Raw genomic sequence first — 20,460 nt, 5'->3', positions numbered from 1 at the left:
AAAAAGAAGGCTTGCCGAATGGATTTTGCCTAGGCAGAATCCGCTCCGTCCTAGGGGAGTAGTCTCCCACGAGCGCCACGCTCGTCCGGCATACGTCAACATACTTGGTCAACAGACCATGGCGTATGCGACCCAGGAGTCCGCACAGACGGACCGGGGTTTGACAAGACCTATGACACGCACACCTTACCCGGGGCGGGAAGGCTGTACGTGTCATAGCCGTGTCGACCCGCCCCTGGAAACTTACCTGATGCTGGATTCATTACTCGTTCCTACCGCAATCGTTGCCTTGGCCGAAATCGGCGACAAGACGCAACTGCTCGCGCTCATTCTCGCTGCTCGCTTCCGCAAGCCTTGGCCAATCATCGCCGGCATCGTCGCCGCGACCCTGGCCAACCATGCGGCTGCCGGCGCAGTGGGGGCCTGGTTTGGCAGTTTTTTCTCGGATGCGGTGTTGCACTGGATACTCGCAGCGAGCTTCTGCGCCACTGCGCTGTGGACACTGGTGCCAGACAAACTCGACGATGACGAAGCCAGTACCACGCGCAAGTTCGGGCCGTTCCTGACCACGCTGATTGCATTCTTCCTGGCGGAAATCGGTGACAAGACTCAGATCGCCACGGTGATGCTGGCCGCGCAATATCCGGAGCTGTGGCTGGTGATTATCGGCACCACTCTGGGCATGTTGATTGCCAACGTACCGGTGGTTCTGGCGGGGAATTTCGCGGCGGAGAAACTGCCGCTGACGTTGATTCGTCGACTGGCGGCTACGGCGTTTTTTGTCCTGGCGATCGTGGCGGTGTACAAGGCCATGCAGAGCAGCGGCTGGCTCTAAGGATCTAAGCCTGCAAGCCCAATCCAATGTGGGAGGGGGCTTGCCCCCGATAGCAGTAGATCAGTCAATGCATCTGCTAACTGACCCAACACCATCGGGGGCAAGCCCCCTCCCACATTTGGATCTTCATCAAGCCTTAGGACTTCTTGGCCTGTTGATACAACGGCATCACCTTAGGAATCGCCGCCTGCAAGGACGCGATTCGGCTGTCCGACGCCGGGTGAGTACTCATGAACTCCGGTGGCGAGCCTTCCGATGCCTTGGCCATCTTGTTCCACAGCGTGATGGCGGCGTTCGGGTTGTAGCCGGCGCGAGCCGACAGTTCCAGGCCGATCAGGTCCGCTTCGTTTTCATTGCTGCGGCTGTTGGGCAAGGTCATGCCGTAGTTGGCAACCGTGTCCGCCAATGCCAGGCTGTCTTGACCCAAGCCGAACAACGCACCAGCACCCTGCTTGGCGATCTCGATACCGTACGCTTTGGACATTGCCTCACGACCGTGCTCGCGCAAGGCGTGGGCGATTTCATGGCCCATCACTGCTGCCAACTCGTCATCGGTAAGCTTGAGATTGTCGATCAGTGCGCTGTACACAAAGATCTTGCCGCCAGGCCCACAGTTGGCGTTCATCTCATCGCTTTTGATCAAATTCACTTCCCACTTCCACTGCGCTGCATCAGGACGGAAGGTGGGCGCCTGGGCGATCAAACGCTTGGCAATTGCCTGCACGCGCTTGGCGTTGGCGCTGGTCTTGTCCAACTGGCCTTTGGTACTGGCCTCACCCAGCGTCTGCTGGTAGGACTGGGCATACATCTGGTCGACTTCCTGACTCGACAGCATGCTGAACATGTATTGCTTGCGCTCAACCCCAACGGCGCCGCCGCTGGTGGTATTGACCGACTGACACCCAGCCAGCAGCATCGCCGCAGCCAATACACTTACCGCCAATGTTCTTTTCATCAACACTCTCTCCCTGAAAAAGACGCCCTGAAAAACGCCCTCAAAACATGGCGCGTATCGTAGGCGCTCATTTGTATCAGCGCCAGATACAACAGACGCGTAACCGCGGAATTTCGGATACATCCCACGGCGCCTTCAGGTTTAGGCCGGAGTCAGGCACTCCGGCCCATTGAGCTTGGGATCGTTGACCATATTAGCCAGGACCCGCTCGCGCAGTGGGATGGGCTCACTGGCCAATAGACCTTGCAGCACATGCAACGGCGTCTCGGGATCGAGCCAGGCGGCCTGCCCTGCGGCATCAAGAATCAGCGGCCGGCGCTGGCTCTGGGCCGCCTGGGTCACCACCGCCGTGCTCAACCACACTTGTTCCTGCACAGGGTAGGCCTCCCAGATCGCCGCAAAAAACAACGTGGAGCCTTCCCCCGGCGTCAGCCAGTACGGGCGTTTGCGCTGGGTGCCGCGCCATTCATAAAAACCATTGGCGGGCAGCAGGCAGCGGCGCTGGCGAAAGGCCTCGCGGAACATCGGCTGCTCGGCCAGGGTTTCGGCGCGAGCATGGGCCGGGGTGCGGGAAAGGTCGGTCAGCCAGGGCGGCGTCAGGCCCCAGCGGGCGCGGGCCAGGGTGTGATGGCCGTCGTTCAGGCGCTGGATCAGCACCGAATCATTCGGGGAGATGTTCCACTGGGCCTGCTGGTCAGCCGGAAAGCCTGGCAAGGCAGCAAAGGAGGGATTCCAGCGAAACAGGGCATAACGTCCACACATGGGGCAACACGACTCTTGGGTAAACCGGCCGACAGCCTAACAGACCAGCACGTCGGGGAAGCTGTCGGGTTCATCACCCGGCAGCGGTTGCGCCCCGATATAGGCAGTAATCAGCTCCCGGGCATCAGCCGCCCGGTCATTGTCTACTTCCAAACCCAGAAGACCGAAGATCGGTAGCTCGCCGGTGCCGCCGAGCAAATGGCGCCCCACCAAATGTGCTTCGATGCCTTCGCTGGCGAGCATCTGTTGCAGCAGCTCGCCTTCCATCAGGTTTTCCGGTTCGTAGATTCGCTGCATGAGCTTGCCTGTTATTCGTTTTCACTGCGGGTTTCAAGCATCCACTCTTCACCATGGACCTGCAGGTCGAAAATAATCGGTCGGCAACACACCTGACAATCTTCTATGTAGGTCTGATCACCGCCGGATAAATCCACCGCTGTCTCTACCGTTTCACCACAATAAGGACAATCGTACGTCGTAGTTTCCAGCATCGCAGCCTCCAAGGTGACTTGTGCGTATAATCGCCGGTCTATTTACAGGGCTATTTCCGGCCGAGCCCATTACTCGGGTCGCACCCTGATATTTCCTCTACTTACCCTAGCCGTTTCTAACAAGAGAGCATGATGGGCGAATTCGATACCATCCGACCTTACAACGACAGCGAAGTCCCGGCAGTGCTGGACCGACTGTTCAGTGACAAGGCCTTTCTGGACATCCTGACCCACTTCCGCTTCCCGCGCTTTGCCGGCGCCTTGGGCTGGCTGCTCAAGCCGATGATTGCCCGCAAGCTGCGCCGTGAATTTGCCGGCGTCACCACCGTGGCTACGCTGCAGGACAAAGTCGAGTACTACGTCGACCATACCATTGACCGGGCGACCGATGGCGTTACCTACACAGGCGTCGAACAGCTCAAATCCGGTACCGCTTACCTGTTTCTGGCCAACCACCGCGACATCGTGATGGACCCGGCCTTCGTCAACTATGCCGTGTACCACGCCGGCCTGCCGACGCCACGCATCGCCATCGGCGACAACTTGCTGCAAAAGCCGTTTGTCAGCGACCTGATGCGCCTGAACAAGAGCTTTATCGTGCACCGCTCGATCACCGGGCGAAAGGAGAAGATGGCGGCGTTCAACCTGCTATCGGCCTACATCAATCATTCGATACGCAACGACTGCCAGTCGATCTGGATCGCCCAGGCCGAAGGCCGCGCCAAGGATGGGGATGACCGCACCGAGTCAGCCATCCTCAAGATGTTCCATGTCAGCCGCAAGGACGAGCCGTTTGCCGAGGTGATCCAGTCACTGAACCTGACGCCGGTATCCATCAGCTACGAGTACGACCCGTGCGATGCAGCCAAGGCCCGCGAGTTGTATATCCGCGCCACCACCGGGACCTACGTCAAGGCACAGGGTGAAGATGACGTGAGCATTGCCCTGGGCATCACCGGCTACAAAGGCCGCGTGCACATCAACTTCGCGCCGCCCATTAGCGAGCGCTTCGAAGACACCAAAGTGCTGGCCGTGGAAATGGATCGGCAAATTCTCGGCGGTTATCGGCTATTCCCGGTGCACTACCTGGCGTACGCCCAGTGGGCCGACGCCGACCCGCAATTGCAGGTGCCAAAGGCGGCCGAAGTGTTCCCGGCCGATGAGCTGGCGAAGGCGAAAGCTGAGTGGGAACGGCGCTTGAACGAATGCCCGGCGGAACACCGACCATTTCTGGTGGTGCAATATGCGACGCCGGTGCGTAATCAATATCGGGTCAAGGCCGGAATCCCGCTGTAAACACCGATCAGAAAATGTGGAAGGGGGCTTGCTCCCGATAGCGGTGAGTCAGCTAATGAATACTTGGCTGACACACCACTATCGGGGGCAAGCCCCCTCTTACATTGGTTCTGCCGTGTTTTAGATTCGGGTGCTGAGCCAGGAAATAGCCAGCGCCAGCACCAGGCAGGCGAACCCGATGCGGTAAGCCACACGATTTGCCCGCTCGGTACGCGCATCCAGGAACAGCATGGGCTGATCGATCGCGCGCGCTTCACTTTGCGCAGCCAGGTCAGCCATGGCGCGCTGCTCGCGCAGGCGGGTGATGGAGAGCAGCGCTGCACCGGAGCAGGCCACCAATAAAGCCACAACATTGATCAACAGTGCGGGCAGCGCCATCGCAAACCTCGGGTGAAACGGTGTCTGGGTATCGGTTCCGATATCAACCTGAACAGTAGTGGCGGCCAGCGCCAAACCGCTCCATCTTCCATGGACGGCTAATGTATCCAGTAATTTACGGCGTCACCTGAACGTCACCTTAACAAGCCACTCTGTTGCCCTTCGAACACTCAGGAGCTTGTCATGCTGCACGCGCACAACCAGGATCGGCTGTATCTAATTGCCCAAAGCGATGAGCAGGAGGCGCTGGTCGGCAGCCTGGCGTTCAACGTGCAGGACCGCCATTGGCTGGTCTATTGCGCCCTTGGCGGGCACCAGCATGCAGACTCGCCAGAGGCCGACCTGTTGACGGGTGTGAGCCTGCTGGACTTCTGTATCGACACCGCCGCGTGAAACTGCAGACGAAAAAAAACCGGGCACATGACTGAGCCCGGTTTTTATTTGGACGGTTACTGCGAGCTGAGCAATGAACCGATGCTTGGATCCTTGAACAGGCGAGTCAAGGCGTCGCTCAGGACGTCGCTGACCAGCTTGGTGTTGGTTTCCTGGTTCGGCGACATACCGAAACGCTGGTTCAACGATGCGCCGTAACGACCGCTATAGCGACGGGTGCCAGCGGTGACATCGGACTTGAAGGTTGCGCCGATGGCGGCTTCTGTCACATAGAGACCTTCTTTAGGCGACTGATACTTCAGCTCAGCCAAGGTGATGGTCAACTGAGGAGCGCCCGGCGCGTTGGCGCTCGGGGTAAAGCCCAGCAGGCGCACGGCGGCTTCGGCCTGAGCTTGCAACTTGGGCAGCACGTCCTGACCAGTCACCGAGATAAGCGCGGTCTCCGGGTACAAGCCCCCGCGAGAGCCCAACGTTGGCGAAGGACGACCATCCACTACACGCACCGACACTGGCTGACCATGACCCACTGGCGCCAACTGCGTGGTGAGCTTCGGTTGCGGGCTCAGTTGTTGCGGGCTGTTGGCGCAGCCAACCAAGGTCAAACTGGTCACAGTGATCAAACCGAACAACAGGCGTTGCAACATGCGCTTCTCTCCAGAAATCAGGTACCGACAGGCCGGCAGTATAACGGGGCGCCCCCGCAGGGAACTAGCGTCAGTTACAACCTATGACTCGTCGGCTCGACAGCGGTTCGCTGTCACCGATATGTAATAGCCGTTACATGGGCTCGTCATCCTCGCAAGGCATGCTTGGCCTCAATCTCAGGAGGTCTATCGCCATGCATTTTCTCTGGACGCTGTTTACGCGCAAACCTGCCCTTCGCCAGTTCGCCCGGCTTGATGCGCAAGGCCGCTGCCAGGCCTTTAAAGAGTGCAGCCAGCCGCCTTTGGGCGACGGCTGGGTGGAAATTGATGAAATCCGCCTGAGCTGGATGCACCACCCGCTGCCCGCCGGCGCCCGTGTCAGCCCACGCCCGGCGCGGTCGCCGCGGCACCAGCCGTTGGCCGCCTGACCGAAGACCTAATAAAAGTCATAAAACACGCCCATTTCCCTGACGTTCTTCGCTACAATCTCCCCCCGATTATAAGGACGTCTCCTGATCGGGCCTCGCAGCATCGTTAATGCCTCGGTATTAACTCCAAGAATCGCCCACAGAGAGCCGCCCACACAGATCGAGTGAAGCTGGCGCGCTTGCTGTTTCCTTTGCAAACCACCCGCCTTTACCGAATCTGCCAGAGCTGCCATTGCGCTCGGCCACTTGAGTTGTTTGCCCGTATTGCCGCGTGTCGGCAGATGTCTTGCGGGCCAAGTGCCAGGCTGAGGCAGCCCTTTTTTGAGGTTCACGTCTTCAAAAGAGCGTGAAAAAACGGGTTTTCACAACTTCACAAGAGTGTGGCGAGCAAATGAATAGTTTGGCGTTTGTAAAAGCACCATCAGCGTCTGGAACAGCCCAACCACACAGGACTGAGTACTCCTCAACAACCGGAGCTTGAGCCTGTCCGCTACGGATTGATTGCACGAATCGCACGCTTTGACCATAAGTCGAATTGCCACAGGCGCCCATGAATGCGTTCATAGGCAGATTAGGCCGGGCAGGAAGCGTGCGCCGAAGTTGCAAAGAATTGCGAAACGGACATGGCGATCCTGGCCATGGGTAACCTGGGGCAACACGTGAACCGCCCCGTCACTCCTGGCAGCCATGCCGTCAATTTGGTGCTGCAGATTTTGGAGACGCGTTAAATGGCGCATAACGAAGCAGTCGACGTAGTACTGGTAGGGGCCGGCATCATGAGTGCCACCCTGGCCGTATTGCTCAAAGAGCTCGACCCCGGCCTCAAGCTGGAAGTCGTTGAGCTGATGGATTCGGGTGCAGCGGAGAGTTCCAACCCATGGAACAACGCCGGTACCGGTCATGCCGGTCTGTGCGAGCTGAACTACACGCCGCAGGCCGCCGATGGTTCCATCGACATCAAGAAAGCCGTGCACATCAACACTCAGTTCGAGGTGTCGAAGCAGTTCTGGGCGTACCTGACCAAAAAGGGCACCTTTGGCTCGTCCAAGTCCTTTATCAGTCCGGTGCCGCACCTGAGCTTCGTACAGGGCGACAAAGGCGTGGACTTCCTCAAGAAGCGCTTTGAAACCCTCAGCCAGCACCACGCGTTTTCGGACATGCACTACACCGAAGACCGCAGCGAAATGGCCGAATGGATGCCGCTGATGATGCCGGGCCGCCCGCTCGACGAAAAAATCGCTGCCACCCGCGTAATGAATGGCACCGACGTCAACTTCGGCGCCCTGACCAATCAACTGCTTGGCCATCTGACCAGCTCCCCGGATGCCCAGGTCAAGTACAGCAAGCGCGTGACCGGCCTCAAGCGCAACGGCGCCGGCTGGACCGTGAGCATCAAGGACGTCAACAGCGGTACCAGCCGTGAGGTGGACGCCAAGTTTGTATTCCTCGGCGCCGGTGGCGCGGCGCTGCCGCTGCTGCAAGCTTCGGGCATCGAAGAAAGTAAAGGCTTCGGCGGCTTCCCGGTCAGCGGCCAATGGCTGCGTTGCGACAACCCGGAAGTGGTCAAGCACCACCAGGCCAAGGTCTACAGCCAGGCCGCCGTCGGCTCGCCACCGATGTCGGTGCCGCACCTCGACACCCGTGTAGTGGATGGCAAGAAATCCCTGCTGTTCGGGCCATACGCCGGTTTCACCACCAAGTTCCTCAAGCACGGCTCGTTCCTAGACCTGCCGATGTCGATTCGTGCCAGCAACATCGGCCCGATGCTGGCCGTGGCCCGCGACAACATGGACCTGACCAAGTACCTGGTCAGCGAAGTGCGTCAGTCCATGGAACAACGCCTGGAATCCCTGCGTCGCTTCTACCCTGAGGCTAAAGCCGAAGACTGGCGTCTTGAAGTGGCCGGCCAACGGGTGCAGATCATCAAGAAAGACCCGAAAAAAGGCGGCGTGCTGCAATTCGGCACCGAGCTGGTAGCGGCCAAAGACGGCTCGCTGGCGGCGCTGCTGGGCGCGTCCCCAGGCGCCTCGGTGACGGTGTCGATCATGCTGGAACTGATTGAGCGCTGCTTCCCGGCCAAAGCCGCCGGTGAGTGGGCGGCCAAGCTGCACGAGATCTTCCCTGCCCGGGAAAAAGTGCTTGAGACTGATGCCGAGCTGTATCGCAAGATCAACACGCAGAACAACATCAGCCTGGAACTGGTTGAGCAAAGCAACGAGGCCGAAAGCTACGCTTGAGGCCTGGCTGCAATAAAAAAACGCCCCTCGGGGCGTTTTTTTGTGGCCGGGATAATCAGCCGCGAGCGTTTTTGATCAGCTCGATGTAATCGTCCGCGTTGCGCTGATCCTTGATCAGATCAACAAAGGTCTGGCCATGCTCATCCTTGCCATCCAGGTCCAGGCCGGCTTCCTTGAAAAAGCCCAGGAAGCGCTCAAAGTCGTCGATACGCAGGCCACGATAGGCCTTGATCAGTTTGTGCAGGGACGGTGAAGTCGCGTCGACCGGCTCGAAGTCCAGGAACAACTTGATCTGATCGTCGCCGATCTCATCGCCAATCACCTGTTTCTTATCTTTACGCATTACCGACTCCAGCCTGCAGACATTTACACGGGGTTTGAAGTCTACCTGCGAGCCGCGGGCTTCGAAAGCGCTGAAGAACCAATATGGGAGCAATCCCCCACCACATTTATTCTTCAATGTTAGCGCTACTTGGTACGTACAACGCCGGTATGCAGGTCCGCCCAGATATGGCCGTTGGCGTAACTGAGGAACTGAACATACACCGTGTCATTGCGCAGCAAATCGACGATCACCCGGTACTGGGCCACCGGATAAGACAGCGTCAGGGTCTTGCTCTTGTCGTCAAACACCGGCTTTTTCAGGCTTTTACTTTCGGCATCGAAGTTGAGCACCACTTGGCTGATGCTCGCACCTTTGTTCAGGGGCTTGCCCTTAAGCCGGAGCATCAGTGGCGAAGTCACCGGGATAGGTTGCTGGTTGGATTGGCGCTGGTTGCCCACCACCACCGCGTACTCCGTGACTTGCAGCAACTGCTGCTGGTCAGGGCTTTCAGTCCGCAGGGTGAGGTCATCGGGAGGCAGAAATTGACCATGCATAGGCGCCGGTGCGGCGGCCAGGGGCAAACTCAGGGTCAGCGCCAGGGCGGCGCAAGTGCGAATCAACAGGCTCATGGACAGCTCCAGACGCAGGGGCCAAGCACGATAGCATGACAACCCTGCGCCAGGCCTGGATCACATACCTTTGACGGCGTAGATCCCATTGGCGTTGCGCCAGTAGCCTTTGTAGTCCATGCCATAACCGAAGATGTAGCGGTCGATGCACGGCAGGCCAACGTAATCAGCCTTAAGGTCCGGGCGAGCCTTGCGGTCGTGGTCTTTGTCGATCAGTACGGCGGTGTGCACTTTGCGCGCGCCGGCGTGTTTGCAGAAATCGATGATCGCGCCGAGGGTGTGACCTTCGTCGAGGATGTCGTCGATGATCAGCACGTCGCGGTCAATGAACGAGACTTCCGGCTTGGCTTTCCAGAACAGATCGCCGCCAGTGGTTTCGTTGCGATAGCGAGTCGCGTGCAGGTAAGACGCTTCCAGCGGAAATTGCAGGTGAGTCAGCAATTTTCCGGCGAAGATCAGGCCGCCGTTCATCACGCAAAAGACCACCGGGTTGGTGTCGGCCATTTCGCGAGTGATGTGGGCGCCAACCTTGGCGATCGCAGCTTCGACTTGCGCTTCGGTGTACAGGCAATCAGCCTCACGCATGATTTGACGGATATGCTCAAGATCAGCGGACATGGCGCTCTCCAAGGGGGTGCTGTGGCAAGAAAAGCGGGCGAAGGTACGCTTCTCATGCGCTCCGAGCAAGCCTTAATGGACTAACGTACTAGATGCCTATAGGACAACACCCTCGGATAGATTAATCTAGGCCGGTTTTTTTGCCCGCCGCCGGAGCCTTTCCCATGCCCACTCGCGAGATCCGCCACCCGCTGATCCAGCACAAGCTCGGCCTTATGCGCCGCGCCGACATTAGCACGAAGAACTTCCGTGAGCTTGCTCAGGAAGTCGGAGCGTTGCTCACTTACGAAGCCACCAAGGATTTGCCCCTGGAAACCTACGAGATCCCCGGTTGGGCCGGTCCCGTCCAGGTGGAAAAAATCGCTGGTAAGAAAATAACCGTGGTACCGATCCTGCGCGCCGGTATCGGCATGCTCGAAGGCGTACTCAGCCTGATTCCGGGTGCCAAAGTCAGCGCCGTGGGCGTGGCCCGCAACGAAGAAACCTTGCAGGCTCACACCTACCTGGAAAAACTCGTACCGGAAATCGACGAGCGCCTGGCCATGATTATTGACCCGATGCTCGCTACCGGCAGTTCCATGGTCGCCACCATCGACCTGCTGAAGAAAGCCGGCTGCAAGGACATCCGCGCCATGGTGCTGGTCGCCGCTCCCGAAGGCATCGCCGCCGTCGAGAAAGCCCACCCGGACGTGCAGATCTACACCGCTTCCATCGATGAGCGCCTGAATGAACACGGTTACATCATCCCTGGCCTGGGCGACGCGGGTGACAAGATCTTCGGCACCAAGCAGAAGGACGCGTGAGCATGCAGGATGAATTCAACGACCCGCTTTGGCGCCAGATCCTGTCTGGCGCACAAATGCTCTTCGTAGCATTTGGCGCGCTGGTGTTGATGCCGCTGATCACAGGTCTTGATCCAAACGTCGCACTGTTCACCGCCGGCCTGGGCACGTTGTTGTTCCAGGTGGTGACAGGGCGGCAGGTGCCGGTATTCCTGGCATCGAGCTTTGCCTTCATTACCCCGATCATTCTCGCCAAGCAGCAGTTCGGCCTGGCGGCGACCATGGGCGGGGTAATGGCGGCCGGTTTTGTTTACACCTTCCTAGGGGCAGCGGTAAAGATCAAAGGCACTGGTTTCATCGACCGACTACTACCGCCTGTGGTAATCGGGCCAGTGATTATTTCCATCGGCCTGGCCATGGCGCCGATCGCGGCCAACATGGCGATGGGTAAAGGCGACAACGGTGCCGAACTGATCCCGTACAAGACCGCCATGCTGATCTCGATGCCAGCGCTGCTTACCACGTTGATCGTGGCGGTGTTCGGCAAAGGTATCTTCCGCCTGGTGCCGATCATCTCCGGTGTGCTGGTAGGTTTTGCCATGTCGTTCTACTTTGGCGTTGTCGACACGGCCAAGATCGCCGCTGCGCCTTGGTTCGCCCTGCCCCACTTCACCGCGCCGGAATTCAACTGGCAGGCGATCCTGTTTATCGTCCCAGTGGCCCTGGCCCCGGCGATTGAACACATCGGTGGTGTGATTGCGGTGGGCAGCGTGACCGGTCGCGACTACCTGAAGAAGCCTGGCCTGCACCGCACCCTGCTGGGTGACGGGATCGCCACCACGGCAGCAGGCATGTTTGGCGGCCCGCCGAACACTACCTACGCCGAAGTAACCGGCGCGGTAATGCTGACCAAGAACTACAACCCGAAAATCATGACCTGGGCGGCGGTATTCGCCATCAGCCTGGCGTTCATCGGCAAGTTCGGTGCACTGCTGCAAAGCATCCCGGTGCCGGTGATGGGGGGGATCCTGTGCCTGCTGTTCGGCTCGATTGCCGCGGTGGGGATGAACACGTTGATTCGCCACAAGATCGACTTGGGCGAGGCGCGCAATCTGGTGATTGTGTCGGTGACCCTGGTGTTCGGTATTGGCGGTGTGCTGGTGGGGACCGGAACTGGTCCGAATGACTTCGGCCTGAAGGGCATTGCTCTGTGCGCGGTGGTAGCGATTGGTTTGAACCTGCTGCTGCCGGGCAATGATGGCTGGAAGAACAAGAAGCCAGATGAGCCGTTGATCTAACTGCCAATACAAACCAATGTGGGAGAGGGCTTGCCCCCGATAGCAGTGTGTCAGTCAATAGATTAACTGACTGATACGCCGCCATCGGGGGCAAGCCCCCTCCCACATTTGATTTCAGCGCCCGTTAAAGCTCGCCGAGGCCATCGATCAGCGCCTGGTTCTGCTCCGGCGTACCGATGCTGATCCGCAGGAACTGGGCAATCCGCTCCTGCTTAAAGTGCCGCACGATAATCCCTTGCTCACGCAGCTTGGCCGCCAGGCCGGCAGCGTCATACCGTGGGTGGCGCGCAAAGATGAAGTTGGCCGCTGATGGCAGCACCTCAAAACCTTTGCCTTCCAATTGCGCGACTACTTTGTTACGGCTGTCGATCACCAACTGGCACGTCTTCTCGAAGTACTCACGGTCCTCAAACGCCGCTGCCGCGCCGACAATCGCCAAACGATCCAGCGGGTAGGAGTTGAAGCTGTTCTTGACCCGTTCCAGCGCCTCGATCAGGTCCGGGTGACCCACGGCCAAGCCCACGCGCAAACCGGCCAGTGAGCGCGATTTGGAAAGGGTCTGGGTCACCAGCAGATTAGGGTAGCGATCCACCAGGCTGATGGCGGTTTCACCGCCGAAGTCGATATAGGCTTCATCGACCACCACCACCGAATCCGGGCTGGCCTTGAGGATCTGCTCTACTGCGTCCAGCGCCAGCACGCAGCCGGTCGGCGCATTCGGGTTGGGGAAGATGATCCCGCCGTTGGGCCTGGCGTAATCCGCAACACGGATCTGAAATTTCTCATCCAACGGCACCGGGTCGGACTGGATGCCGTAAAGACCGCAGTACACCGGATAGAAGCTGTAGCTGATATCCGGGAACAGCAGCGGCAGGTCGTGCTGGAACAGGCCGTGGAAGATGTGCGCGAGCACTTCATCAGAGCCGTTACCGAGAAACACTTTGCCGGCGTCGACCCCGTAATACTTGGCCACCGCCTGCTTGAGCAGGTCGCTGTTGGGGTCCGGGTACAAACGCAGGTTGTCGTTCAACTCGGCCTGCATCGCGGCCAGTGCTTTGGGCGACGGACCGTAGGGGTTCTCATTGGTGTTGAGCTTGACCAGCTTGGTCAGCTTTGGCTGTTCGCCGGGTACGTAAGGCACGAGGTCCCTGACGAAGGGGCTCCAGAATTTGCTCATGTGTTATTTCCCTTCTTCCAGGATTCGATACTCAGCACTACGGGCGTGTGCGCTCAACGACTCACCACGGGCCAGCACCGAAGCGGTCTTGCCCAACTCGGAAGCACCTTGTGGCGAGCAAAAGATGATCGACGAGCGCTTCTGGAAGTCGTACACCCCCAGCGGTGATGAGAACCGCGCGGTGCCGGAGGTCGGCAACACATGGTTCGGGCCGGCGCAGTAGTCGCCCAGCGCTTCACTGGTGTGACGCCCCATGAAGATCGCACCCGCATGGCGAATCGACGGCAGCCAGGCCTGTGGGTCAGCCACGGACAGCTCCAAGTGCTCCGGGGCGATACGGTTAGCCACTTCGATGGCCTGTTCCATGTCACGCACCAGGATCAGCGCGCCACGGCCGTTGATGGATTTCTCGATGATCTCTGCACGGTCCATGGTAGGCAGCAGCTTATCGATGCTGGCGGCGACCTTGTCGAGGAACTCGGCATCGGGGCTGACCAGAATCGCCTGGGCGTCTTCGTCGTGCTCGGCCTGGGAGAACAGGTCCATGGCGATCCAATCCGGATCGGTCTGGCCGTCGCACACTACGAGGATTTCCGAGGGACCGGCGATCATGTCGATGCCAACCTGGCCAAAAACGTGGCGCTTGGCGGTGGCGACGTAGATGTTGCCAGGCCCCACCACTTTGTCGACCTTCGGCACGCTTTCGGTGCCGTAGGCCAGGGCCGCGACGGCTTGAGCACCGCCAATGGTGAACACACGGTCAACACCAGCGATGCAGGCCGCAGCCAGCACCAGTTCGTTGATTTCGCCGCGCGGGGTCGGCACCACCATAACCACTTCGGTCACGCCCGCCACCTTGGCCGGAATTGCGTTCATCAACACCGACGATGGATACGACGCTTTGCCACCCGGCACGTAGAGACCGGCACGATCCAGCGGCGTGACCTTTTGGCCCAGCACAGTGCCGTCGGCTTCGGTATAGCTCCAGGAGTCCTGTTTCTGCTTTTCGTGGTAGCTGCGCACACGCGCCGCCGCGACTTCCAGGGCTTCACGCTGAGGCGCAGTGATGCGCGTCAGTGCGAGCTCCAGGCGTTCGCGGGGAAGGATCAGATCGGACATGGATTTGACGTCCAGACCGTCGAACTGACGGGTGAAATCCACCAGCGCCGCATCACCACGCTCGCGCACGGCCTTGATGATGTCGAGCACCCGCTGGTTGACCGAGTCGTCGGACACGCTTTCCCAGCTCAGCAGATGATCCAGATGATGGGCGAAATCCGGGTCGGCAGCGTTGAGTCGGGCAATTGCAGTGGACGTGGTCATAGCGAGGGCCTCAATAGAATTGGCAAAAACTCAGGCGCCCTAAACTAGCAGTCGTTTCCGCTTGGGCACCTGAGAATTCTGGCTATGAGGCGGATAGACGGGCGCAGCCTTTCAGCTACGCGGGTAGGTCAACCGCGGTGTCGAGACTCCACTGCGGTGCGCAGGGTGTCGATCAACGCTTGGATACGGGCGTGCTGCATCTTCATCGACGCTTTGTTGACGATCAAGCGGGAGCTGATATCGGCGATGAAGTCCTGTGGTTCGAGACCGTTGGCACGCAGGGTGTTGCCGGTGTCGACCACATCGATGATCTTGTCGGCCAGGCCGATCAGCGGCGCCAGCTCCATCGAGCCGTAGAGCTTGATGATGTCGACCTGGCGGCCTTGCTCGGCATAATAACGCTTGGCGACGTTGACGAACTTGGTCGCCACGCGCAGGCGGCCTTTAGGCTCGACGTCACCGACACGGCCGGCAGTCATCAGCTTGCACAGGGCAATACGCAGGTCCAGCGGCTCATACAGGCCCTGGCCACCGTATTCCATCAGCACGTCTTTACCGGCGACGCCGAGGTCGGCCGCGCCATGCTCAACGTAGGTCGGCACGTCGGTAGCCCGCACGATCAGCAGGCGAACGTCGTCCTGGGTCGTAGGGATGATCAGCTTGCGGCTCTTGTCCGGATTCTCGGTCGGCACGATGCCCGCTTCAGCCAGAAGCGGCAAAGTGTCGTCAAGGATGCGGCCCTTGGACAGTGCGATGGTCAACATGGGAAACGTCAGTCCTTCATCAGGCTATTGCTGTCCGGTCGCAAACGGCGCCAGACGCAGATCGAGGCCATGACAGCCTCGATTTGAAACAAATTCAGCATACTGCGAGCTGACACCGTCTGTAGTGAGTGGGCTTGCCCCACGCTGAATTGCGTAGCGACCCAAAAAACAGGACTGCTACGCAGTCCGGCGCGGGGCAAGCCCGCTCACCACGGTGACGGTGTTTTCAGTTCCGGGAACTAGCCCGGTACGCGGCGGATTTTAGCGCCGAGCATCTGCAGTTTCTCTTCGATGCACTCGTAACCACGGTCGATGTGGTAGATGCGGTCGATCAGAGTGTCGCCTTCGGCGATCAGCGCCGAGATCACCAGACTGGCCGAAGCACGCAGGTCGGTAGCCATGACTGGCGCGCCCTTGAGCTTCTCGGTGCCGGTAACGATGGCGGTGTTGCCTTCAACCTGAATCTTCGCGCCCATGCGGTGCAGTTCATACACGTGCATGAAGCGGTTTTCGAAGATGGTCTCGATCACGGCACCAGTGCCTTCGGCAATCGCGTTCAGGGAGATGAACTGCGCTTGCATGTCAGTCGGGAACGCCGGGTACGGAGCGGTCCGCACGTTGACGGCTTTCGGCCGCTTGCCGTGCATGTTCAGCTCGATCCAGTCTTCGCCGGTGGTGATTTCGGCGCCAGCTTCGCGCAATTTTTCCAGGACCGCTTCCAGGATGGTCGGATCGGTGTCCTTTACCTTGACGCGACCACCGGTAACGGCGGCAGCAACCAGGTAGGTACCGGTCTCGATGCGGTCAGGCATCACTTTATAGGTTGCAGTGTGCAGGCGCTCTACACCATCAATGGTAATGGTGTCGGTGCCGGCACCGGAAACCTTCGCGCCCATGGCGTTCAGGAAGTTGGCCAGGTCGACCACTTCCGGCTCACGCGCGGCGTTTTGCAGGACGCTGCGGCCTTTGGCCAGGGCAGCGGCCATCATGATGTTCTCGGTACCGGTCACGCTGACGGTATCAAAGAAGAAGTTCGCACCACGCAGGCCGCCTTCCGGCGCCTTGGCTTTGATGTAGCCGCCTTCAACGTCAATGACTGCGCCCATGGCTTCCAGGCCACGGATGTGCAGGTCCACTGGACGCGAGCCGATAGCGCAGCCGCCAGGCAGGGCGACTTCGGCTTCACCGAAACGGGCAACCATCGGGCCCAGCACCAAGATCGACGCACGCATGGTTTTCACCAGTTCGTACGGGGCGATCAGGGTCTTGATGGTGCGTGGGTCAATTTCGACGGCCAGCTTCTCATCAATCACAGGCTCGATGCCCATGCGACCGAACAGCTCGATCATGGTAGTGATGTCGTGCAGGTGCGGCAGGTTGGCCACGGTCACCGGGCCATCGCACAGCAGGGTCGCTGCCAGGATCGGCAAGGCGGAGTTTTTTGCACCGGAAATGCGAATCTCGCCATCAAGGCGAGCACCGCCGGTAATAATCAATTTATCCATAAGAATCTCGACGCCTAGGGGGCTCAGGTGCGCTCGGCCCAGGCCGCGCGGCTGAAAAATTTCATAGTGACCGCATGGATGCTGCCATCGGTGATCCACGGGTTCAAATGGGCATAGATCTGCTGCTGACGCTTGACTGGGCTCAATGCCGCCAGTTCATCGCTAATCACGTTCAGCTGGAAGTTGCAGCCTTCGCCTTCAACTTCTACGGTCGTATCCGGCAGCTTTCCTTCAAGAAAGCTCTTAACTTCTAGGGCCTGCATGCTCAACCTCTATCGGCGCCCAGTGCGCACGGGTCGCACATCATACAAAAAAGCCCCGCGCCTGCGAACCCCGCATAGCAGGACTCTGACGGGGGGCTTCTCTAATAATGTGTATTAAGGATGCGCCAACAGCTCGGTCAGACCGGAAACTTCGGCAATTTCGCGCATGTCTTCGGGCAACGCACGGATGCTAACCGGCTTCTTAGCCGCTTCGGCATCACGCATGAAGCACAGCAGCAACGACAACCCGACACTGCTGGACTTGGTTACCGCTGAGCAATCCAGGACCAACTCCGGCGCAGCGCTCGACTTGATCAGTGCTTGGCCATGCTTGCGCAGAGCCGGGCCGGTTCGGTAATCCAGCACCCCGCTGATGAACAGCTGGCCAGAGTCGCCGAGACGAACAGCCGACTCGGTCATTGCGCCGGCTTCCCAGCAGCTTTATCGGTTTCTTCCTTGGCCTTGGCGACTTCACCGGCCCAACCATTGATGGTTTTGTCCAGGTCGTTGCCATTGCGCTGCATGGCGTCGGCAAACTGGTCACGGAACAGCTTGCCGATATTGATACCATTGATGATCACGTTGCGCAGTTTCCACTCGCCGTTGATCTTCTCCAAGGTGTACTGCACCGGGTACACGGCACCGTTATTACCTTTGACGCTCATGTTGACGCTGGTGCGATCGCCCGACTCATCACCGGCTGGAGCAACGGTAATACCTTGGTTGTTGTACTCAAGCAAAGCGTTGCCATAGAACTGGAACAGGCCGCGCTTGAAGTTTTCCTGGAACGTCTGCATCTGCGCAGGCGTGGCCTTGCGCGAATATTTGACCGTCATGATGCTGCGTGAGATGCCTTCAGCATCGACGACCGGGCCGACGATGCTGTTGAGCGCTTCATAGAACTTGGTTGGATCTTGCTTGTACTGTTCTTTATTGGCCGTCAGGTCAGCCAGCATCTTGCTGGTGGTGTCCTGCACCAGTTCGTGCGCAGAACCTGCCGCGTTGGCCATCAATGGCAGTGCTGCAAGCAGTACCAGCAGGCCACGTCGCAAGGTAGAGATCATGAACAGATTCCTCATTTGGCGTCTTTATTGACCGTATTGAGCAAAAATTTTCCGATCAGGTCCTCAAGTACCAGCGACGACTGAGTGTCGTGGATGGTCGAACCATCCTTGAGCAGGCCTGTTTCCCCGCCCACGCTGACACCGATGTACTTCTCGCCCAGCAGCCCCGCAGTGAGGATAGATGCAGTAGAGTCGGTAGGCAGATTATCCACCTTCTTGTCCAGTTGCATCGTCACTCGCCCGGTGAAGCTGTCGCGATCCAGATCGATTGCCGTGACCTTGCCAATGGTTACACCGGCCATGGTCACTTTAGCTCTGACAGTCAAACCGGCGATATTGTCGAAGTATGCGTAAAGTTTATAAGTATCGGCGGTTGGGCTGGCCGAAAGACCGCTGACTCGCAGAGCCAGCAACAGTAAAGCCAGGATGCCAGCCAGCAAGAAAAGGCCGACACCGATTTCCACAGTGCGGTTTTGCATCAGAAGTCTCCAAACATCAAGGCGGTCAAAATGAAGTCAAGGCCAAGTACTGCCAGCGAGGCGTACACAACGGTCTTGGTGGTGGCACGACTGATCCCTTCTGAGGTGGGCTCACAGTCATAGCCTTGGAATACGGCGATCCAGGTCACTACAAAGGCGAAGACGATGCTCTTTATAATGCCATTGAGCACGTCACCACTGAAGGTCACGCTGTTTTGCATGTTGGCCCAGTAGGAGCCGTCGTAGACGCCAAGCCAGTCCACCGCTACCCACGAACCGCCCCAGATACCGACCACGCTGAAGATCATCGCCAGCAATGGCAGGGAAATGAAGCCGGCCCACAGGCGCGGGGCAACAATGTATTTGAGCGGGTCCACACCGATCATTTCGAGGCTGGACAGCTGCTCGGTAGACTTCATGTTGCCAATTTCGGCAGTCAACGCGGAACCTGCGCGCCCGGCGAACAGCAACGCGGTCACCACCGGTCCCAGTTCACGTAGCAGCGTCAGGGCAACCATCTGCCCCACTGCCTGCTCCGAACCGTAGCTGGACAGGATATTGAAGCCCTGCAACGCCAGCACCATGCCGATGAACACCCCGGAGACCACAATGATCACCAGGGACATCACACCCACCGAATGCAGCTGCTTGATCAACAGGCCAAAGCCACCGCCAATACCGCCGCGGCCGAACAAGGCGTGGAACAGGAAAATCGTCGAGCGGCCGAGCACTTCGACGATGTCGATGCCGGAGCGACCGAAAAGGCGAACTTTCTCGATAAGAGATGTTTTGCGCATCAACGCTTCCCCAGAAGATCTGAGCGGTAATCCGCTGCCGGAAAGTGGAAAGGCACAGGGCCATCGGGGTCGCCGGTCATGAATTGGCGAATGCGCGGGTTGTCGGCGTTCATCAGCTCTTCAGGCGTACCCTGCCCCAGCACCTGGCCATCACCGACCACATAGAGGTAATCGGCAATGCTCGCGGTTTCTGCAAGGTCGTGGGAGACCACGATACTGGTGATACCCAGGGCATCGTTGAGCAGACGGATCAGTCGTACCAGCACCCCCATGGCGATCGGATCCTGACCGACGAAGGGCTCGTCGTACATGAGAATCTGTGGATCGAGGGCAATGGCTCGCGCCAGGGCCACACGGCGCTTCATGCCGCCGGACAGTTCGTCGGGCATCAGATCAATTGCGCCACGGAGGCCGACGGCCTGCAATTTCAGCAACACAATGTCGCGAATCATTTCGTCGGACAGCTGGGTATGCACCCGCAGCGGAAACGCTACGTTCTCGAACACATCGAGGTCGGTGAACAGCGCACCGCTCTGGAACAGCACGCCCATATGCTTGCGCGCATCGAACAGATCACTGCGCGACAGCGTAGGCAGGTTTTGGCCATTGACCCACACTTCGCCGGCGCTGGGACGCAATTGCATGCCCATCAACCGCAACAGCGTGGTCTTGCCGCAACCGGACGGCCCCATGATGCCCGTGACCTTGCCACGGGGAATGCGAATATCGACGTTATTGAAGATGCTGCGCGTCCCGCGCTTGAAGGTCAGTCCCTTCAGCTCGACCGCGTAGGCGTTATCGGCACTCATCTAAACTCCTTGGGATGCAGCCTCTCACTCAGACACCACGCATGCGACAAACGTTTGCAACGGCGACGCATATAGATAGCCACATGGGCTGGGCGGACCGAACTGGCGGCGAACTATATCACTGCTCGTACAAGGCGCCCAAGGCCGGAACAGCGCTAGTTCAGTTTGGGGACAGGGAAAAAACGTTGCCGACTGTGTGACTGAGGAT

General features: G+C 58.9%; 26 protein-coding genes and 1 riboswitch. Of the genes, 7 read left to right on the top strand and 19 right to left on the bottom strand.

Annotation, left to right across the window (positions count from 1 at the left end):
* Positions 1–41: 41 nt before the first annotated feature.
* Positions 42–161: riboswitch (yybP-ykoY riboswitch) on the top strand.
* 89 nt (positions 162–250) lie between these two features.
* The gene (locus CKW32_RS01285) at positions 251–835 is read left to right on the top strand and encodes a TMEM165/GDT1 family protein (RefSeq protein ID WP_057012949.1); all 585 of its coding nucleotides are present in this window, start codon (positions 251–253) and stop codon (positions 833–835) included.
* Between the two features lie 136 nt (positions 836–971).
* Here the strand turns inward: CKW32_RS01285 and CKW32_RS01280 are convergent, their stop codons facing one another.
* From CKW32_RS01280 to CKW32_RS01265, 4 genes are all read right to left on the bottom strand, one after another.
* Positions 972–1,790, bottom strand: a complete 819-nt coding sequence (locus tag CKW32_RS01280) for a M48 family metallopeptidase (RefSeq protein ID WP_032886302.1) — start codon at positions 1,788–1,790, stop codon at positions 972–974.
* 141 nt (positions 1,791–1,931) lie between these two features.
* A complete protein-coding gene (locus tag CKW32_RS01275; RefSeq protein WP_095183857.1) occupies positions 1,932–2,552 on the bottom strand; it encodes an SOS response-associated peptidase in 621 nt (206 codons plus the stop codon).
* A 36-nt stretch (positions 2,553–2,588) separates the two neighbouring features.
* A complete protein-coding gene (locus CKW32_RS01270) occupies positions 2,589–2,849 on the bottom strand; it encodes a putative signal transducing protein (protein WP_095183856.1) in 261 nt (86 codons plus the stop codon).
* 11 nt (positions 2,850–2,860) lie between these two features.
* Positions 2,861–3,043: a CPXCG motif-containing cysteine-rich protein gene (locus CKW32_RS01265; RefSeq protein WP_081797681.1), complete on the bottom strand. Its 183-nt coding sequence runs from the start codon at positions 3,041–3,043 to the stop codon at positions 2,861–2,863.
* 132 nt (positions 3,044–3,175) lie between these two features.
* Between CKW32_RS01265 and CKW32_RS01260 the strand changes: the two genes are divergently transcribed.
* Positions 3,176–4,339, top strand: a complete 1,164-nt coding sequence (locus CKW32_RS01260) for a 1-acyl-sn-glycerol-3-phosphate acyltransferase (protein ID WP_177326426.1) — start codon at positions 3,176–3,178, stop codon at positions 4,337–4,339.
* A gap of 120 nt (positions 4,340–4,459) precedes the next feature.
* Here CKW32_RS01260 and CKW32_RS01255 read toward each other — a convergent pair whose 3' ends face one another.
* The gene (locus CKW32_RS01255) at positions 4,460–4,717 is read right to left on the bottom strand and encodes a hypothetical protein (protein WP_095184310.1); all 258 of its coding nucleotides are present in this window, start codon (positions 4,715–4,717) and stop codon (positions 4,460–4,462) included.
* A 183-nt stretch (positions 4,718–4,900) separates the two neighbouring features.
* Between CKW32_RS01255 and CKW32_RS01250 the strand changes: the two genes are divergently transcribed.
* The gene (locus CKW32_RS01250; RefSeq protein WP_032886298.1) at positions 4,901–5,110 is read left to right on the top strand and encodes a hypothetical protein; all 210 of its coding nucleotides are present in this window, start codon (positions 4,901–4,903) and stop codon (positions 5,108–5,110) included.
* A gap of 56 nt (positions 5,111–5,166) precedes the next feature.
* Here CKW32_RS01250 and CKW32_RS01245 read toward each other — a convergent pair whose 3' ends face one another.
* Positions 5,167–5,754 carry a YajG family lipoprotein gene (locus tag CKW32_RS01245; protein ID WP_032886297.1) on the bottom strand — a complete coding sequence of 196 codons (588 nt, stop codon included), beginning with the start codon at positions 5,752–5,754 and terminating at the stop codon, positions 5,167–5,169.
* Positions 5,755–5,948: 194 nt separating this feature from the next.
* Between CKW32_RS01245 and CKW32_RS01240 the strand changes: the two genes are divergently transcribed.
* Both CKW32_RS01240 and mqo read left to right on the top strand, forming a co-directional pair.
* Positions 5,949–6,182, top strand: a complete 234-nt coding sequence (locus tag CKW32_RS01240; protein WP_032886296.1) for a hypothetical protein — start codon at positions 5,949–5,951, stop codon at positions 6,180–6,182.
* A gap of 728 nt (positions 6,183–6,910) precedes the next feature.
* Positions 6,911–8,419: a malate dehydrogenase (quinone) gene (mqo, locus tag CKW32_RS01235; protein ID WP_095183855.1), complete on the top strand. Its 1,509-nt coding sequence runs from the start codon at positions 6,911–6,913 to the stop codon at positions 8,417–8,419.
* Between the two features lie 55 nt (positions 8,420–8,474).
* Here mqo and CKW32_RS01230 read toward each other — a convergent pair whose 3' ends face one another.
* The 3 genes from CKW32_RS01230 to CKW32_RS01220 all read right to left on the bottom strand — a co-directional run bounded on the left by CKW32_RS01230 (position 8,475) and on the right by CKW32_RS01220 (position 9,991).
* A complete protein-coding gene (locus CKW32_RS01230; protein WP_095183854.1) occupies positions 8,475–8,762 on the bottom strand; it encodes a PA4642 family protein in 288 nt (95 codons plus the stop codon).
* A 125-nt stretch (positions 8,763–8,887) separates the two neighbouring features.
* A complete protein-coding gene (locus CKW32_RS01225) occupies positions 8,888–9,373 on the bottom strand; it encodes a hypothetical protein (protein WP_032886293.1) in 486 nt (161 codons plus the stop codon).
* 60 nt (positions 9,374–9,433) lie between these two features.
* On the bottom strand, positions 9,434–9,991 hold the full coding sequence (locus CKW32_RS01220) for a hypoxanthine-guanine phosphoribosyltransferase (RefSeq protein ID WP_032886291.1): 558 nt from the start codon (positions 9,989–9,991) through the stop codon (positions 9,434–9,436).
* A gap of 164 nt (positions 9,992–10,155) precedes the next feature.
* On the opposite strand from CKW32_RS01220, the gene upp reads away from it, so the two are divergent.
* Together upp and CKW32_RS01210 are read left to right on the top strand one after the other, a co-directional pair.
* Complete coding sequence (gene upp / locus CKW32_RS01215) at positions 10,156–10,794, top strand: uracil phosphoribosyltransferase (protein ID WP_004372055.1); 639 nt, start codon at positions 10,156–10,158, stop codon at positions 10,792–10,794.
* 2 nt (positions 10,795–10,796) lie between these two features.
* Complete coding sequence (locus tag CKW32_RS01210; RefSeq protein ID WP_095183853.1) at positions 10,797–12,071, top strand: uracil-xanthine permease family protein; 1,275 nt, start codon at positions 10,797–10,799, stop codon at positions 12,069–12,071.
* A gap of 124 nt (positions 12,072–12,195) precedes the next feature.
* Here CKW32_RS01210 and hisC read toward each other — a convergent pair whose 3' ends face one another.
* From hisC to CKW32_RS01160, 10 genes are all read right to left on the bottom strand, one after another.
* Positions 12,196–13,248, bottom strand: a complete 1,053-nt coding sequence (gene hisC / locus CKW32_RS01205; protein WP_095183852.1) for a histidinol-phosphate transaminase — start codon at positions 13,246–13,248, stop codon at positions 12,196–12,198.
* A 3-nt stretch (positions 13,249–13,251) separates the two neighbouring features.
* On the bottom strand, positions 13,252–14,571 hold the full coding sequence (gene hisD / locus CKW32_RS01200) for a histidinol dehydrogenase (RefSeq protein WP_032886288.1): 1,320 nt from the start codon (positions 14,569–14,571) through the stop codon (positions 13,252–13,254).
* Between the two features lie 128 nt (positions 14,572–14,699).
* Positions 14,700–15,335 carry an ATP phosphoribosyltransferase gene (gene hisG / locus CKW32_RS01195; protein ID WP_003171824.1) on the bottom strand — a complete coding sequence of 212 codons (636 nt, stop codon included), beginning with the start codon at positions 15,333–15,335 and terminating at the stop codon, positions 14,700–14,702.
* Positions 15,336–15,574: 239 nt separating this feature from the next.
* Positions 15,575–16,840 (bottom strand): UDP-N-acetylglucosamine 1-carboxyvinyltransferase, encoded by a 1,266-nt coding sequence (murA, locus tag CKW32_RS01190; protein ID WP_010213103.1) that lies wholly within the window; start codon positions 16,838–16,840, stop codon positions 15,575–15,577.
* 23 nt (positions 16,841–16,863) lie between these two features.
* Positions 16,864–17,103 (bottom strand): BolA family protein, encoded by a 240-nt coding sequence (locus CKW32_RS01185; RefSeq protein ID WP_032886286.1) that lies wholly within the window; start codon positions 17,101–17,103, stop codon positions 16,864–16,866.
* 114 nt (positions 17,104–17,217) lie between these two features.
* Positions 17,218–17,523: a lipid asymmetry maintenance protein MlaB gene (locus CKW32_RS01180; protein WP_032886285.1), complete on the bottom strand. Its 306-nt coding sequence runs from the start codon at positions 17,521–17,523 to the stop codon at positions 17,218–17,220.
* Positions 17,520–18,167, bottom strand: coding sequence for a phospholipid-binding protein MlaC (locus CKW32_RS01175; RefSeq protein WP_032886283.1), 648 nt, complete (start codon positions 18,165–18,167; stop codon positions 17,520–17,522). The genes CKW32_RS01180 and CKW32_RS01175 overlap by 4 nt, the downstream gene beginning before the upstream one ends.
* Positions 18,168–18,178: 11 nt before the next feature.
* Positions 18,179–18,646: an outer membrane lipid asymmetry maintenance protein MlaD gene (gene mlaD, locus CKW32_RS01170; protein ID WP_095183851.1), complete on the bottom strand. Its 468-nt coding sequence runs from the start codon at positions 18,644–18,646 to the stop codon at positions 18,179–18,181.
* Positions 18,646–19,443, bottom strand: coding sequence for a lipid asymmetry maintenance ABC transporter permease subunit MlaE (gene mlaE, locus CKW32_RS01165; protein WP_095183850.1), 798 nt, complete (start codon positions 19,441–19,443; stop codon positions 18,646–18,648). The genes mlaD and mlaE overlap by 1 nt, the downstream gene beginning before the upstream one ends.
* Positions 19,443–20,252 (bottom strand): ATP-binding cassette domain-containing protein, encoded by an 810-nt coding sequence (locus CKW32_RS01160; protein WP_003171811.1) that lies wholly within the window; start codon positions 20,250–20,252, stop codon positions 19,443–19,445. Before CKW32_RS01160 ends, mlaE begins: the two co-directional genes overlap by 1 nt.
* Positions 20,253–20,460 lie beyond the last annotated feature (208 nt).

This window comes from Pseudomonas sp. Irchel 3H9 (assembly GCF_900187495.1).
In the GTDB taxonomy this organism is placed as follows: domain Bacteria; phylum Pseudomonadota; class Gammaproteobacteria; order Pseudomonadales; family Pseudomonadaceae; genus Aquipseudomonas; species Aquipseudomonas sivasensis.
The sequence above is the reverse complement of the archived record's forward strand: the minus strand, read 5'-3'. Positions and strand labels throughout refer to the sequence as shown.

Coding starts and splice junctions, on each gene's coding strand:
- CKW32_RS01160 (WP_003171811.1), bottom strand. CDS start 20,252: ATGAGTGCCGATAACGCCTACGCGGTCGAGCTGAAGGGACTGACCTTC.
- CKW32_RS01180 (WP_032886285.1), bottom strand. CDS start 17,523: ATGACCGAGTCGGCTGTTCGTCTCGGCGACTCTGGCCAGCTGTTCATC.
- CKW32_RS01225 (WP_032886293.1), bottom strand. CDS start 9,373: ATGAGCCTGTTGATTCGCACTTGCGCCGCCCTGGCGCTGACCCTGAGT.
- CKW32_RS01245 (WP_032886297.1), bottom strand. CDS start 5,754: ATGTTGCAACGCCTGTTGTTCGGTTTGATCACTGTGACCAGTTTGACC.
- CKW32_RS01240 (WP_032886296.1), top strand. CDS start 5,949: ATGCATTTTCTCTGGACGCTGTTTACGCGCAAACCTGCCCTTCGCCAG.
- CKW32_RS01265 (WP_081797681.1), bottom strand. CDS start 3,043: ATGCTGGAAACTACGACGTACGATTGTCCTTATTGTGGTGAAACGGTA.
- CKW32_RS01230 (WP_095183854.1), bottom strand. CDS start 8,762: ATGCGTAAAGATAAGAAACAGGTGATTGGCGATGAGATCGGCGACGAT.
- CKW32_RS01185 (WP_032886286.1), bottom strand. CDS start 17,103: ATGCAGGCCCTAGAAGTTAAGAGCTTTCTTGAAGGAAAGCTGCCGGAT.
- hisC (WP_095183852.1), bottom strand. CDS start 13,248: ATGAGCAAATTCTGGAGCCCCTTCGTCAGGGACCTCGTGCCTTACGTA.
- CKW32_RS01220 (WP_032886291.1), bottom strand. CDS start 9,991: ATGTCCGCTGATCTTGAGCATATCCGTCAAATCATGCGTGAGGCTGAT.
- murA (WP_010213103.1), bottom strand. CDS start 16,840: ATGGATAAATTGATTATTACCGGCGGTGCTCGCCTTGATGGCGAGATT.
- hisD (WP_032886288.1), bottom strand. CDS start 14,571: ATGACCACGTCCACTGCAATTGCCCGACTCAACGCTGCCGACCCGGAT.
- CKW32_RS01250 (WP_032886298.1), top strand. CDS start 4,901: ATGCTGCACGCGCACAACCAGGATCGGCTGTATCTAATTGCCCAAAGC.
- upp (WP_004372055.1), top strand. CDS start 10,156: ATGCCCACTCGCGAGATCCGCCACCCGCTGATCCAGCACAAGCTCGGC.
- CKW32_RS01270 (WP_095183856.1), bottom strand. CDS start 2,849: ATGCAGCGAATCTACGAACCGGAAAACCTGATGGAAGGCGAGCTGCTG.
- CKW32_RS01260 (WP_177326426.1), top strand. CDS start 3,176: ATGGGCGAATTCGATACCATCCGACCTTACAACGACAGCGAAGTCCCG.
- mqo (WP_095183855.1), top strand. CDS start 6,911: ATGGCGCATAACGAAGCAGTCGACGTAGTACTGGTAGGGGCCGGCATC.
- CKW32_RS01210 (WP_095183853.1), top strand. CDS start 10,797: ATGCAGGATGAATTCAACGACCCGCTTTGGCGCCAGATCCTGTCTGGC.
- mlaD (WP_095183851.1), bottom strand. CDS start 18,646: ATGCAAAACCGCACTGTGGAAATCGGTGTCGGCCTTTTCTTGCTGGCT.
- CKW32_RS01280 (WP_032886302.1), bottom strand. CDS start 1,790: ATGAAAAGAACATTGGCGGTAAGTGTATTGGCTGCGGCGATGCTGCTG.
- CKW32_RS01255 (WP_095184310.1), bottom strand. CDS start 4,717: ATGGCGCTGCCCGCACTGTTGATCAATGTTGTGGCTTTATTGGTGGCC.
- hisG (WP_003171824.1), bottom strand. CDS start 15,335: ATGTTGACCATCGCACTGTCCAAGGGCCGCATCCTTGACGACACTTTG.
- CKW32_RS01275 (WP_095183857.1), bottom strand. CDS start 2,552: ATGTGTGGACGTTATGCCCTGTTTCGCTGGAATCCCTCCTTTGCTGCC.
- CKW32_RS01285 (WP_057012949.1), top strand. CDS start 251: ATGCTGGATTCATTACTCGTTCCTACCGCAATCGTTGCCTTGGCCGAA.
- CKW32_RS01175 (WP_032886283.1), bottom strand. CDS start 18,167: ATGATCTCTACCTTGCGACGTGGCCTGCTGGTACTGCTTGCAGCACTG.
- mlaE (WP_095183850.1), bottom strand. CDS start 19,443: ATGCGCAAAACATCTCTTATCGAGAAAGTTCGCCTTTTCGGTCGCTCC.